The following is a 14,234-nucleotide window of genomic DNA, read 5'->3' on the forward strand; positions in this document are numbered from 1 at the left end:
TCAGTCCTGGGAACCTGGCATGCAAAACGGCCTGATGGTGCTGCACAGCAACCGTCTGGAGACACTTACCGACCTGCTTATAGAGTGGCTGGAGCGCTATCCGCTAATGCCGCTGGAAACGGAAACGGTGCTGGTGCAATCCAACGGCATGGCGCAATGGCTCAAGCTCAAGCTGGCCGAGCCCGATGCCCTGGGAATAGCCGCCGGCACCCGCTTCCAAATGCCCGCCCGCTTTCTTTGGAATGCCTACCGCACCGTGCTCGGCGAAGAGCGGGTGCCGCGCACTTCACCGTTCGACAAGTCACGGCTGCTGTGGCGGCTCTATCGGCTGCTGCCGATGCTGCTGGACGATGATCGCTTCGGCCCCCTGCGCCATTTTCTCGCCGACGACGCCGACGGCCGAAAACGCCACCAATTGGCGGAACGGCTGGCCGATCTGTACGACGCCTATCAAGTCTACCGGGCGGACTGGTTGGCGGATTGGGAACAGGGGGAAGACCGGCTGCGGCGTTCCGATGAACAGGCGCTGTTCGACGACTTCCCGGAGAGCCAGCGCTGGCAAGCGCATCTGTGGCGGGCGGTCCTGGCGGATATGGACGAGACGCAAACCGCTCTCAGCCGCAGTGCCATCCACAGCGCCTTTGTCTCCGCCCTTAGGCAGGGGCAGAGCCCTCCGGGACTGCCGCGCCGGCTGGTGATTTTTGGCATCAGCGCCTTGCCGCAACAGGGTCTGGAAGCGCTCGCCGCTTTGAGTGCTCACTGTCAGATCCTGATGCTGGTACAGAATCCCTGCCGCCATTACTGGGCGGACATCGTCGAGGACCGGCATCTGCTGCGCCGGCAATTGGATCATCGCAAACGGCACCTGAGCGCTCTGCCGGAAAATCGCATCAATCCTTTGCTTGCCGCCTGGGGCAAGCAGGGCCGGGACTTTATCGGCTTGCTGTACGATCACGACGACCCGGACAGCTACCGCGCCGCCTTCCACAATCAAATCGATTTGTTCGAAGACAGCGAACCGGAGACGCTGCTGCAACAGTTGCAGCATGACATTCTCGAACTGGAACCGTTGCCTGAACGCGAGCTGCGCCCGGCCCTGCGCCCGGATCACTCACTGCAATTCCGCATCGCCCACAGTGCTCAACGGGAAGTGGAGATTCTTCAGGACGCGCTGCTGGAGCGGTTTGCCGACGACCCGGACTTGAAGCCGCGCGATGTCATCGTCATGGTGCCGGACATCGAGGCCTACGCCCCGCACATCGATGCCGTGTTCGGCCGTCTGGACACCAGCGACCCCCGCTACCTGCCCTACACGCTCAGCGACCGCAGTGCCGGCGCCGCCTCGCCTCTGGCCCAGGCGGTGGAGACGGTGCTGCATCTGCCGCAATGGCGCTTCACCGCCTCCGATATTCTCGATCTGCTCGATGTGCCGGCGGTACGCCGTCGCTTCGGCATTGAAGAAAGCGCTCTGCCGCAGTTGACGCAATGGATCGAGCAGGCCCGCATCCGCTGGGGACTGGACGCGGAGCAGCGGCGCAGCCTGGATGTTCCCGGTTTCGAACAGAACAGCTGGGCGTTTGGTCTGAAACGGATGCTGGCTGGTTATTTGCTCGGTGACGCCCCGGCCTGGCGTGGCATCGAGCCCCTGGACGAAGTCGCCGGCCTGGGCGCGGAACTGGCCGGGCGGCTGGCACGCCTGCTGGACACCTTGCAACAACATTGGCGGGCAGTGCGCGAACCCACCGATGTTCAGCAATGGCAAGCCCGTTTCAGTGCCCTGCTGGACGATCTGTTCGAGCCGGACAGCGCCGAGGATCAGGCCCTGGAAGCCGGACTACGGGACGCTCTCAGCGATTGGCGGGCGGCCTGTGAGGAGGCCGACTTCGCCGGCGCCCTGCCGCTGACCGTGGCGCGCCGGCCGCTGCTGGATGCGCTTAACGCCGAGAGTCTGTCACAGCGCTTCATGGCCGGGCGCATCAATTTCTGTACGCTGATGCCGATGCGGGCCATTCCCTTCCGGCACGTCTGCCTGCTGGGCATGAAGGACGGCGACTATCCCCGCCAGCAACAACCAATGGACTTCGACCTGATGCGGCAATGGGGCCGCTACCGCCCCGGCGACCGCTCGCGCCGCGACGATGACCGCTATCTGTTTCTGGAGGCCCTGCTCAGTGCCCGCGACGGCCTGTACATCAGTTGGACCGGCCGTAATGTCCGTGACAACAGCGAGCGGCCGCCTTCCGTGCTGGTGGCGCAACTGCGCGACTATCTCAATCAGCGCTGGCACAGCGTCGACGATGATGTGGCCGCCGTCCTGACCGTGCAGCATCCGCTGCAACCTTTCAGTCGCCGTTACTTTGATGCCGATGACAACCTGACCACCTACGCCGACGAATGGCGCCCGCTGCACGCCGACGAAGAAACCACGTGGGAAAACAATCCCTTGCCGCTGCCCCCGCTGGAGAACAACGAACCGATCAGTTGCGCGGCGCTCGGGCGTTTTCTCAAGCAGCCGGTGGCGCATTTTTTCGAACAAAGATTGAAAGCCCTGCTCCGGCAGGACAGCCATAGTCTCGACGATACCGAACCATTCAGTATGCACGGGCTGGAGCGCTGGCAGTTGCAGGACCAGTTGTTGAACGAAGCGCTGCGCGCCGGGCCGGATCTGGCCGGCGAGGCCATGCGCTCCACTCTGGAACGCCTGGCCGGCAGCGGCGCCTTGCCGTTGGCGCCCTTCACCGAGGGCAGCCGCGCCACCCTGCTGATGCCGTTACAACGCCCTCTGCAGCAGTACTTTCGGCTACTGGCACAAAGCGGTGCCCTGCGCCCGCAGCAGGAAATTCAGCTCGACGCCGATGGCCTGCCACTGGAGGACTGGCTGGTGGATCTGCGCGGCGAGTCCGGTCAGCCACAGCGTCTGGTACTGAAAACCAGTCGCCTGGAAGGCGCCCTGGAAAAACTCACCACTGACTGGGTGATCCACCTTGCCGCCTGCGCTGGCGGCCATGCCCTGACCACGCGGATTCAAGGGCAGGACGGCCTCTACAGCCTCGCGCCTGTTGACCCGGCCACCGCGCAGGAGCAGCTCAACGCCATTGGCCGGGCCTGGCAACAGGCGCTGTGCGAACCGCTCCCCATTGCCTGCGCCACCGCCTTCGCCTGGCTGGCCGGCGAGGAAAAAGACAGAGCCGAGGCCGAGGCCCGCAAGGTCTTCGAGCCCGGTTTCAACAGCGAAGGCGAGCAGTTCCGGGAGCCCGCCATCGCCCGCGCCTGGCCGGATTTTGACACCCTGATGGCGGTCCGGCATGACGATCAACCGGCCTTTTGCTACTGGACCGGGCAGCTCTATGCGCCGCTTTATCAGCAAGCTCAATGGACCGAACAGGGAGGGCGAATTGCATGAGCCCGCCACGCCCTCTGCCGTTGACGTTCCCTTTGCACGGCACCCGACTGATCGAAGCCAGCGCCGGCACCGGTAAGACCTTCACCCTGGCGGCCCTGTATCTGCGACTGGTGCTGGGACACGGCGACCAGGCCGCGTTCCGCGAGCCCTTGCTGCCACCGGAAATCCTGGTAGTGACCTTCACCGAAGCCGCCACCGAGGAATTGCGGGAGCGCATCCGTGATCGGTTGGCGGAAGCGGCACGGGTATTCGCCGATCCCCAGGCCCATAAGCCCGATGTCATTCTGCAGGGTTTGCTGGACGACTACGCCGACGACGAGCAGCGCCACCATTGCGCGCAACGGCTGAACGCCGCCGCCCAGTGGATGGATGAAGCCGCCATCTACACCATTCACGGTTTCTGCAATCGCATGCTCAAACAGCACGCGTTCGATTCCGGCAGTCTGTTCAGCCTGGAACTGCAGGAGGACGCCAGCGACGAACAGCAGCTCGCCGCCTGCGACTACTGGCGCAATGTCATTGCTCGCTTTCCGGTAAGCGCCGCCAACGTGCTGCAGGCCAACAAGCTGGGCCACCCGGAAGCTCTGCTGGCGCAATGCCGGCCGCTGCTGGGGCTCAGTGGCACCGACCCGGACACTCTGCCAGACAGCGTGCAACGCTGGCTCGATGATACCGGCCCGCAAGCGGAGCTGGAGCAGCACGCCCGCGAAACCCTTGGCATGGAGCTGCCGGCGCTGGTCGAATGGGTGCACAACGCCCGCGACAACAAATGGCTCAATGGCAACAGTTACCGCGCCAACAGCCTGCCGGGCATGCTGCTGCTTCTGGAACGCTACGCCGCCGGTGAAGTGCTGAACGACAAGAACTACGACACTCTGGCACGCTTCTCCACAACGGGCATGAAGCTGACAAAAAAAGGCGAGGAACATCGTCCCGGCTTCGCCTTCTGTGATCAATTGGATCAAGTATTGGCGCAACGGGAACAGGCAGCGCTGCCGCGCACCGACCTGCTTGCCCACGCCGCCGCCTGGATCGGCAAACGGGTGGACCGGATGCGCCGGCAAACCGCCACCATGGGCTTTGACGATATGCTGAGCCGCCTCCATGGCGCCCTGCATGGCGACAACGGGGCCCGGCTGGCCCAAGTGATTCGCGATCAGTTCCCGGTGGCGCTGATCGACGAATTCCAGGACACCGACCCCACCCAGTACGGCATTTTTTCAGCGTTGTATCAGCATCGGGATGACACCGGCTGGTTCATGATCGGCGATCCCAAGCAGGCGATCTACGCCTTCCGCGGCGCCGACGTGTTCACCTACCTGCAGGCCCGTCGCGCCACCGAGGGCCATCACTATACCCTGGGCCGGAACTTCCGTTCAGCGACGCCGATGGTGGCGGCGGTGAATCGCTTGTTCGAATACAGCCAGGACGCCCACGGCGATGTCTTCATGATGGACAACGCCATTCCCTTCGAGGCGGTGGAGGCCCGGGGACGCAAGGATACGCTGCTGGTGGACGGCGAAACGAAATCCGGCGTCACGCTCTGGGTCGAGGACAGTGACAAAGCCATCTCCTCCGGTGTTTATCGGGAAAATCAGGCGGCCCGTTGCGCTACCGAGATCGCCCACTTGCTCAACGGCGCCGAACAGGGCGTCACCGGTTTCCGCCAGGACCAGCGCTTCACGCCCTTGCGCCCCCGTGATGTTGCCGTGCTGGTGCGCGATCGTACCGAGGCCAGAGCCATCCGCGACGCCCTGCTCGCCCGGGGCGTGCGCAGCGTTTACCTGTCCGACCAGGACTCCGTGTTCACGCAACCGGAAGCCCAGGACCTTTTGCTGATCCTGCGCGCCTGCGCCAGTCCGGAATCCGATGTGCGCGTGCGCAGTGCCCTGGCCTCCGGCACCTTGTCGCTGGCCTACCGGGAGTTGGACCGGATCAACCAGGACGAGGTGCGCTGGGAAGCCATGGTCAACCGCTTCCACGGTTATCGCGAACAGTGGCGGCAACAGGGCGTGCTGCCGATGTTCCGGGGCCTGCTCATGGACTTCTCGGTGCCGGCGCGACTGCAGCGCAGCCTCGACGGAGAGCGTGCCTTCACCAACCTCTTGCACCTCGCCGAGCTGCTGCAACAGGCCGCCACCCAGTTGGACGGCGAGCAGGCTCTGATCCGCTATCTGGAAGACGCCGTCAACGATCAGCGAGGCAACAACAACGACAGTATCCTGCGCCTGGAAAGCGACGACGACCGGGTTAAGGTGATTACCATTCACAAATCCAAAGGCCTGGAATATCCGCTGGTCTACCTCCCTTTCATTTGCAGTTTCCGGGCGGCGGAAAAAAGCAAACCGCCGCTGCGTTATCACCGCAAGGGACAGGACGACGCCCATCTGGTGGTCTCGCTGGAGCCGGATGACGACATCGAGCGTCTCGCCGATCACGAGCGTCTGGCCGAGGACATGCGTTTGCTCTACGTGGCGCTGACCCGGGCCTGCCACTCCTGTACTCTGGGTCTGGCGCCCTACGCCAAAGGCCGGGCCCAGCAAAACCAGTTGCCGCGCAGCGCCATTGGCCGGCTGTTGTTCGGCCCCCAGGGCGTGGCCAACGACCGGCTGCTGGCCGAACTGGGGCCTTTGAGCAACGACGCCATCACGGTCATACCCGCGCCGCCAGGCAATGACGAGATCTATCAGCCGGCCAATACGACGTCCCGCCTGCGCCCGCGGACGGCCTTTCCCGAACGTCCGCGCACGCCCTGGTGGATCGCCAGCTACAGTGCCCTGCGGCAAGTGGAGGAACCGCTCGCTCCCGCCGACGCCCGCGCCGATCAATTGGCGGAAGCCGAACCGGAAGTCACCGTGGACACCGTCACCACCGGGGTGCACGCGTTTCCCCGCGGTGCCCTGCCCGGCACGCTGCTGCATGATTTACTGGAGCACGCCGCCAATCAGGGTTTTCAAGCCTGTCTGGACGCCCCGGAAGAAATGGACACAAGAGTCAGCCAGCAACTGGAAGCCCGCCACTGGCAGGAACACGACGCCATTCTGAAGCAGTGGTGGCGACGGACACTGACCACCGCCTTGCCGCTCCAACAGGATCGAATACGCTTGGCGGACCTGGACCGGCCCGTGGCGGAAATGGAATTTCTGTTCCCCGCCGAACAGGTGCCAGTGACACGGCTGGATGCGCTGATCCGCGAACATCTCTATCCCGGACGGCCACGGCCGCGTCTGGAAGCCGATACCCTGAACGGCATGCTCAAAGGTTTCATGGATCTGGTGTTCGAGCACCAGGGCCGCTATTACGTGCTGGACTATAAATCCAACTGGCTCGGCCCGGACGACGACGCCTATGGCGGCGACGCTTTGATCGAGGCGTTGCTGGAGCATCGTTACGAAGTGCAGTACGCACTGTATCTGCTGGCACTGCACCGTTTACTGCGCAGCCGTCTCGGTGACGACTATCATCCGGACACCCATCTGGGGGGCGCCGTTTACGTCTTTCTACGCGGTCTCGGCGCGCCCTCCGCCGGCACCGTGTTCAGCGCCGCGCCAACCGCTCTGGTGGAGGCTCTGGACCGGCTGTTCCAAGGAGACGCTCATGCGCAATGATGGACAAGGTGATCTGTTCGCCGCCGTCGACTGGCAAAGCGCCCTGGAACAGTTGCGCGATCAGGGTCAACTGCGTGATCTGGACGTGGCCGTGGCCCGCTTTCTCTATCAGCAGGCTCCCACCACCGATCCAGCGGTATTGACGATCGCCGCGCTCACCAGCGCGCAGCTGGCGGCGGGGCACCTGTGTCTGGACCTGGACGAGCCGGAGTTGAGCCAGCGGCTATGGCCGGCGGGCATGCCGGACAGTCTGGCGCCCTTACTGCCGCCGGACCCGCAACAATGGCATGCACTGATGCAGGCCAGTGAGCTGGTCGGCGAAGGCTCCGGTCAGCCCTTGGTGCTGGACGGCTCCCGTCTCTACCTGCATCGCAACTGGATCCAGGAGGTCCAGGTCGCTGACTTGTTGCTGGCAAGACTGCGGCAGGAAACCGCCACCACTGCGGGGACCACTCTGGCAAAGCTGTTCACTAACGGCGATGACGAGGTGGACTGGCAGCAGGTGGCCTGCGCTCTGGCCACCCGTGCCCGCTTGACCGTGATTACCGGCGGACCCGGCACCGGCAAGACCACCACCGTGGTGCGTCTGCTGGGGTTGCTGCAAAGCCTGGCATTGGAACAGGGCCGCGCGCTGCGTATTCGTCTGGCCGCCCCCACCGGCAAGGCCGCCACCCGGCTGACCCAGTCCATTGGTGATCAGGTGGCGCGGCTGCCACTGGCGGAAGCCGTGCGCGCGGCCATTCCCACCGAGGTCAGCACCCTGCACCGACTGCTCGGCACCCGTCCTGACAGCCGTCGCTTTCGCCATCACCGCCACAATCCGCTGCACGCGGATCTGGTGGTGGTGGACGAAGCCAGCATGATCGACATGGAAATGATGGCCAACCTGCTCGACGCGTTGGATCCCCATACCCGGCTGGTGCTGCTTGGCGACAAGGACCAATTGGCCAGCGTGGAGGCCGGCGCGGTTCTCGGCGACCTTTGCCGTGATGCCGATCAGGGCGGCTACGACGACGCCACGGTGGATTTCATTCAACAAAACTGCGGCATCGACCTGACCGCCTGGCGCGACGGCGGTGGCCCATTGGCACAGCAGACCGCCATGCTGAGGCGCAACTGGCGCTTCCGTGACAGTCCCGGCATCGGCGCATTGGCCCAGGCGGTGAATCAAGGTGATAACCGGAGTGTCACCAGAGCCTTTCAACACCACGCGGATCAACTGCAACGGCTGGACCTGCGCCGTGATCCTCACTATCTGCACCGTTTCCTGATCGACGGCACCGAGGCTCATCCAGGCTTGGAAGCGCTGCTGCTGGAAGCTGCCAATACGCCGGACCGTGACGATCTGGACCCTTGGGCCACCCAGTTGCTCGCCCGGCTGACCGAGCGGCAGCTTCTGAGCGGTCTGCGCGGCGGACCTTTTGGTGTCACGGAACTGAATCAGCAATTGACCCGGCAACTGCACCGGCAAGGTCTCGCGGACGAGCACGAATGGTATCCGGGGCGGCCGGTGATGCTGACCCACAACGATTATCAGCTTGGTCTGATGAACGGTGATGTTGGCCTGACCCTGGCCCACCCGGACGGGCTGAGAGTAGCGTTCCCGTTGCCTGATGGCCGCATCAAGTGGGTATTGCCGAGCCGGCTGGGCGACGTGGAAACGGTCTACGCGATGACCGTGCACAAATCCCAGGGCTCGGAATTCCGTCATACCCTGCTGATCCTGCCGGACCGACCGCATCCTCTGCTGACCCGGGAATTGGTCTACACCGCAGTGACCCGGGCGCGGGAAACCTTCACCCTGCTGGAGTGCGGCCCGGGCACTGTGCTCAATCACGCGGTTGCACGGCGTACCTGGCGGGCCTCGGGACTATGGCAGCGGCTGAACCGAGGCGGATAGCGGCTTATCGCCGGTGACGGCGGTTCCTGGTGCTGAATAGAAACACAATGAAGGCGATGGTAGCGACGCTACAAAGGAAGATCGCGAACGCGATAATCAACTGATCCAGTGTCAGACCGCTAAACATGGTTCGGTGCTCCTAGGGGGGAATATCCATACCCTAGCACGCACGGCCAGGAAGGCGAGCCACATCGCCTTCCTTCTTGATCCATATCAAGCCGGACTTACAGAACGACAAAGCCCCGACCGGTTGGCCGGGGCTTTGTCGTTTTATCGTGGACAGCAAGAACTGTCCCGGTTCGTCACCGCGAACCGTTATTCCTTGAACTGCGGTTCAGCCTGCTCGGTGTCGACGAAGATCTCCGCGCGGCGGTTCTTCGCCCGGCCTTCGCGGGTGTCGTTGGACTCCGCTGGACGGGTTTCACCGAAACCCTTGGTGGTGATCTTGGAAGAATCCACCTGGAAGTCCCGGATCAAACGATCTTTCACCGCCTGGGCACGACGCTCGGACAGGCCCTGGTTATAGTTTTCCGGACCGGTGCTGTCGGCGTGGCCTTCCACGCGGATGGAACCGCTTTCGCCTTTGTTCAGGTTATCCGCGGCCTGGCGCACTTCGTCATTGAACTGGGCGCCGATGTCCGCTTTATCAAAGCCGAAGTAGATCACGTTCATGCTTTGATCACTGACCATGCCGTACTTCTGGCAACCACGCTCATCCACCACGGCACCGGCCGGGGTATCCGGACAGGCATCACGATCATCCGGCACACCGTCGCCATCCTGGTCGCCAATCACCGGTTCCGGCTCCGGTTCCGGTGCTGCGTGAGCAGTGCTCACACCGAACAGAACGTTCACCGCGGCGTAGACCTGGCCGGTCCAGAAATCCCGATCCGCCGCGTAGGCCTGACGGGTCCCCAGATCCAGCAGGATACGATCGGCAAAGGCGCGTTGGATACCGACTTCCACACCAGTCATGAAGGCATGTTGCTTGTCGCCTTTATCGCCGGTGGCGTTATCGTTAAGGCTTTCCAATACCAGGTCGCCCATGTTGAAACCGGCATAGGGTTCAAAACCCAGGAAGCTGGTGCCGTTCATGTGGTAACGCAGGCTGGCGAAATAGCTTTGCACATCCCAGCGGGCGCCGGAATCGTAATCGCTTTCCACATCACCATCGGATTCCTCGTACCAGGCCTGGATGGACCAGTTGGGATTGAAGCGCCAGCCAAGCTGACCACCATAGAACCAGTTGTCTTCGCCGCCATCGACATCTTCACCGAAGGCTTCATTGTCGTAAAAGAAATAATGGCTGGCGTTGGCGCCGATGTAACCGTATGTATCCGGCACGTTCTCGGCGAATGCAGGGGCGGCAATCATCATCGGTGAGACGAACGCCGCTGCGAGCAATTTTTCTTTCATGGCAAGCTCCTATCGGTACAAATCGATTCGATCCACAATGGGACCAATGTAGAGCCGCCAGCGTCTTCTGAGGATAGATAAACGTAAATATTGTGGAATAGGGGAACTTTTTTTACCTCATCTAACATTCCCTAAGCGTTCGGTTTTAAATGACCTTCCGTGGAGAAGGTCATTTTTTACCAGCAAAAAACTGAAAGCTCATCCGAATGACCTAGGAATTATTTTTTTATCCACTGTCCGTCCGGCGTTTTGATGTATTCCCCTCCAGAGGTTTTCTCGATCGCCTTCTGACCGGCCAGATTCGCCACCTGCTCCAGGGTGATACCGTTCTGGCGCGCAATGCGTTCGTAGGCCTGTCGCCGTTTTTCGTTGACCTCCGAGGCCAGTTGAACCGCTTCCGGTGTTGCCTTCACCACGCCCAGATAGCCATTGGGCTGCTCACCCACCAGCCCCTGGGTTTTGGCCTGGTCCAGTTCCAGCGCAAAGGCGCTCCCCGCCATTGTCAGCGCCGCCACCATAAGCGCGATTTTGATTATCTTCATCATTCCCTGCCTCCTTAACACACTCTTCCCGGCAAGCGTTAAAACAGATCGCCGTTCTGTTCGAACAACGCATCGATATCTTTCTCCACCTTCAACCGGATCTCATGATCAATCTTCACATTCAGGTTGATGGTGATCGGTTCCTTGGGCGCTTCCAGTGCCACCCGGGGCGTACAAGCCATCAACGGCAACACCAGTACCGTCAGTAACAGGCTCCGCCCTCCCCGATTGATTTTCATTGTGCACTCTCCACCGGCGTCCGTTTCATGATCTCATCGGTGATCTGATCACCGATGCGTAAGCTGCGCAACAGGTCCCTGACATTTTCCTTGTGCGTGTAGTTAAAGACCACCGGCAGCCGATTTTGTTGCGGATTGATGCCCTCGATGGTGACCGCGGCATCCAGCCAACCACTGTCTTCCATATCCAGTTGTGCAAAAAAGCGACTGATCAGCAGCGGATTCAACGAATCCAGTGCCAGCCCCACCGCCTGATTGGATTGCGCCATGGCCTGGACCGCCGAGGTCATTGGAACTTCCAGGGACAAAGGGCCTTCGTTGGACAAGCGCCCGCCCCGCACCGCCACGCTGTTGCGCGACAAACGCAGCGGCAGATAGCCGCCCACCGTACCGGACAACGATACCGCCGGCTCATTCTGCAACGCCGCCACCTGGTTGAGGTCAATACCCGTCACTACCACCGTCTGCCACTGATCCGACGGCCACTGCAGCTGCGGCGCCAGCACTTCACCACCGAGCACTTCGGCTCGGATATCGCTGAAACGCCAAACGTCCAGATCCGATTGGCCGCTCAGATGGATATTGGTGATCGGGGCCCCCACGTCCACCGACGCCAGTGAAATCGGTTCTCGCGTTCTCAGATCAGCCTTGCCATCTTGCCAGTCCAGCGCCAGTCGCGCGTTCAGTCCACGGGCCAGGACGCTGCCCCAATCCATGTCCGCGTCGGAAACGTTGGCTTTAACCCCGAAAGAAACCACCTGGTCCCAAAGCCAATCGCCGTCCGCCACCAACTGCCCGGATTGCAAGGTGAAGCCAAGCCCCCGACTCAGTTCCGGCCGCAACGCCGAAGCCAACGACAGCTCCCCGGCATAACCGCCGCCAAAGGGGCGGGCACTGACCGCCAGCGATGCTTCCCAATCCTTCACCGCCAACTCCGCCCGGGCGCGCTGGCCGTTCAGATCCACCGTGCCGGTGAGCACCGGCAATTCCCAACGTTCCGCCGCCAGCCCCTCTCCCCGCAGAGCCAGTTGCCCATGAACACCGCCATCCTGATAACGAAGCGGCGTCCGCGCGCTCAACGACAACGGCTTCAACAGCGTCTTGCCCCGCACCGCCTGCGCCACGGAAATCGCCGCGCCTCTGGCCAGGGTGAGCACACCATCGCGCCACTGCCAGCGCCCATCAAGGTGCGCCATGCCACCCTGGTCCAGGTAATCAGCCGCGTCCACATCGGCATCCAGGCTGCCGGCCCAACCTCCGTGGTCATCCCTGCGCCCGCTCATCCTGGCCTGGAACGGCAGACGCTGATAACGTCCCTTGAGTGACGCCTGCACCGGCCAGTATGGTGGCTTCAATTCCGTCACCGGCGCCGTGGCCTCCACGCTCAGATCCGCGTTTTCGAGCCGTACCTTAAGCGGCTCTCCGCTGACGCCATCCACGCCCGCCCGGCCGCGCCAGCCACCGCTCAGACGATACCCTTGCCACTGCCCCGCCAGGGACATCGCCCCTTGCCAATGCACGCCTTCCGGCTTCCACAGCAACAGGCTGTTGCTGGAGGTCAGAGTGGCGCCCTGGTACTGCGCGGACAGTGGCAGTGCTACTTCTCCATCAGCGGCCAACGGCACCGTCACCGATTCCCGCAAATTCAATCGCGTCTGTTCCGGCAGAGTCAGCTCGAACGGTGCCACCAGCAGTTGCGTTTCCTGCCACTGAAAATCGACCGTGCCATCCAGGCCTTCGGACAGTGTCAAACGCCCCTCGCCTGTTCCCAGCCTCTGATCGTCACTGGCCAGGGTCAGCAGCGCTTGCCCTTGCGGTCCCCGAGCCTCCAGCCGCCCCTTGGCCTGTTTGATCAAGCCATCGAAAGTCCCGCTGGCGGTCAGCCCTTCCCCCGGCAATAACCGCCATCCCGCCGGTAGCGCCAGCGGCTCGGACAGCGTCAGTGACACCCGCCAGTGAGGTTGCTCCACGATGACCGTGGCATTCAGATTGGCTCGATAGTCCTCACCGGCCATACCCAGCTCGCTGCCGGTCAGCGCCAATTCGGCCCGGACCGGCTGTTCGGGAAGCCATTGTCCTGAGCCACCAAGTTCCACCACACCGATGGCGCGACTGTCCAGATCCGACACCGGGATTTGTCCATGCACCTGCCAGGCACCACTGTCCTGCCGGTAATCACCGAACACTTCGCCATTGCGGAACCCGGCCCGCCCTTGCCAGTGCCCCCTTTTCTGCGTCAGATCAAGAGATAACGGCGGATAGTCCCGCCACTGCAGCGCCCACACTTTGACGTGTAACGCCGGCAGATCGGGTAATTCGGAAAGTGGCTCGGAAGCGGCATCGGAATCACATTGGCGAATCGACACGCTGTCCGCGGTGACCGTGATGGGCCGCAGCGAGGAAAGACGTAATCCCCGCAGCGATAAGGGGCGGCATTCGCCTTGTTGTTGCCACAGCGCGGTGATGACCAACCCCTGACGCCAGCCAACGCCCTGCCAGCGCCAGCCCAGACTCCAGGCGATCACGAACGGCAACAGCAGCAACAACACCAGAACCACCAGTGTTGCCACCACCCCGATGCGACGCCGCGACCAAGCTGCCATGAATGTCCTTGTCGGAAACGAACCTAATCCACGCCAAGCATGGCGCGTCCTTGTCAGGAAATATAGAGGTCAAACCGTGGTAAAAGTGCCGTGGACGGCGGGCACGAAAAAAGGTTCATCGCGGTTTAGCGGGCCACGGCGCTTCAATCATGGGCACGGGTCTGTAACGGAAGGGGCTAGCAAGCCGCTATGTTCGCCAGCAAGCGGGTCTCCCACAGATCATGCCACGAAGCCGCTGTGGGAAGCTTGCTGGCAAGCGAATATCCCAACACCAGAGGGCCGGAATTCGCCAGCAAGCGGGTCTCCCGCAGATCTGCCACGAAGCCGCCGTGGGAAGCTTGCTGGCAAGCGAATACCCCAACACCAGAGGGCCGGAATTCGCCAGCAAACTGGCCTCCCACAGGTCCGCCACGAAGCCGCTGTGGGAAGCGGCCCCGGTCCAGGGCCTTCGCGGCCAAGCGGAGCGCCGCCCGGGCCGCTTCCCACAGCGGTGCTGTAGCCCCCTCTGAATGGAGGTCTTCGA

At 62.6% G+C, this 14,234-nt stretch carries 7 protein-coding genes; 3 read left to right on the forward strand and 4 right to left on the reverse strand.

Annotated features, from left to right (window positions below):
* The first annotated feature begins 19 nt into the window (after positions 1–19).
* The 3 genes from recC to recD are packed head-to-tail and all read left to right on the forward strand — an operon-like array spanning position 20 to position 8,911.
* A complete protein-coding gene (gene recC / locus A6D6_RS07260; RefSeq protein ID WP_159660346.1) occupies positions 20–3,403 on the forward strand; it encodes an exodeoxyribonuclease V subunit gamma in 3,384 nt (1,127 codons plus the stop codon).
* Positions 3,400–7,011, forward strand: a complete 3,612-nt coding sequence (recB, locus tag A6D6_RS07265) for an exodeoxyribonuclease V subunit beta (protein WP_159660347.1) — start codon at positions 3,400–3,402, stop codon at positions 7,009–7,011. The genes recC and recB overlap by 4 nt, the downstream gene beginning before the upstream one ends.
* On the forward strand, positions 7,001–8,911 hold the full coding sequence (gene recD, locus A6D6_RS07270; protein ID WP_159660348.1) for an exodeoxyribonuclease V subunit alpha: 1,911 nt from the start codon (positions 7,001–7,003) through the stop codon (positions 8,909–8,911). Before recB ends, recD begins: the two co-directional genes overlap by 11 nt.
* A gap of 315 nt (positions 8,912–9,226) precedes the next feature.
* Here the strand turns inward: recD and A6D6_RS07275 are convergent, their stop codons facing one another.
* The 4 genes from A6D6_RS07275 to A6D6_RS07290 form a co-directional block, all read right to left on the reverse strand.
* Entirely contained in the window at positions 9,227–10,327 is a 1,101-nt protein-coding gene (locus A6D6_RS07275; RefSeq protein ID WP_159660349.1) for an OmpA family protein, read from the reverse strand.
* 218 nt (positions 10,328–10,545) lie between these two features.
* Complete coding sequence (locus A6D6_RS07280) at positions 10,546–10,872, reverse strand: YdbL family probable chaperone protein (protein ID WP_236564019.1); 327 nt, start codon at positions 10,870–10,872, stop codon at positions 10,546–10,548.
* A 35-nt stretch (positions 10,873–10,907) separates the two neighbouring features.
* On the reverse strand, positions 10,908–11,108 hold the full coding sequence (locus A6D6_RS07285; protein ID WP_133493222.1) for a YnbE family lipoprotein: 201 nt from the start codon (positions 11,106–11,108) through the stop codon (positions 10,908–10,910).
* Entirely contained in the window at positions 11,105–13,711 is a 2,607-nt protein-coding gene (locus A6D6_RS07290) for an intermembrane phospholipid transport YdbH family protein (protein WP_159660350.1), read from the reverse strand. Before A6D6_RS07290 ends, A6D6_RS07285 begins: the two co-directional genes overlap by 4 nt.
* Between the last annotated feature and the right edge of the window lie 523 nt (positions 13,712–14,234).

Origin of the sequence: Alcanivorax xiamenensis, assembly GCF_009846745.1 — a bacterium.
GTDB lineage: Bacteria > Pseudomonadota > Gammaproteobacteria > Pseudomonadales > Alcanivoracaceae > Alloalcanivorax > Alloalcanivorax xiamenensis.

Coding starts and splice junctions, on each gene's coding strand:
- recC (WP_159660346.1), top strand. CDS start 20: ATGCAAAACGGCCTGATGGTGCTGCACAGCAACCGTCTGGAGACACTT.
- recB (WP_159660347.1), top strand. CDS start 3,400: ATGAGCCCGCCACGCCCTCTGCCGTTGACGTTCCCTTTGCACGGCACC.
- recD (WP_159660348.1), top strand. CDS start 7,001: ATGCGCAATGATGGACAAGGTGATCTGTTCGCCGCCGTCGACTGGCAA.
- A6D6_RS07275 (WP_159660349.1), bottom strand. CDS start 10,327: ATGAAAGAAAAATTGCTCGCAGCGGCGTTCGTCTCACCGATGATGATT.
- A6D6_RS07280 (WP_236564019.1), bottom strand. CDS start 10,872: ATGATGAAGATAATCAAAATCGCGCTTATGGTGGCGGCGCTGACAATG.
- A6D6_RS07285 (WP_133493222.1), bottom strand. CDS start 11,108: ATGAAAATCAATCGGGGAGGGCGGAGCCTGTTACTGACGGTACTGGTG.
- A6D6_RS07290 (WP_159660350.1), bottom strand. CDS start 13,711: ATGGCAGCTTGGTCGCGGCGTCGCATCGGGGTGGTGGCAACACTGGTG.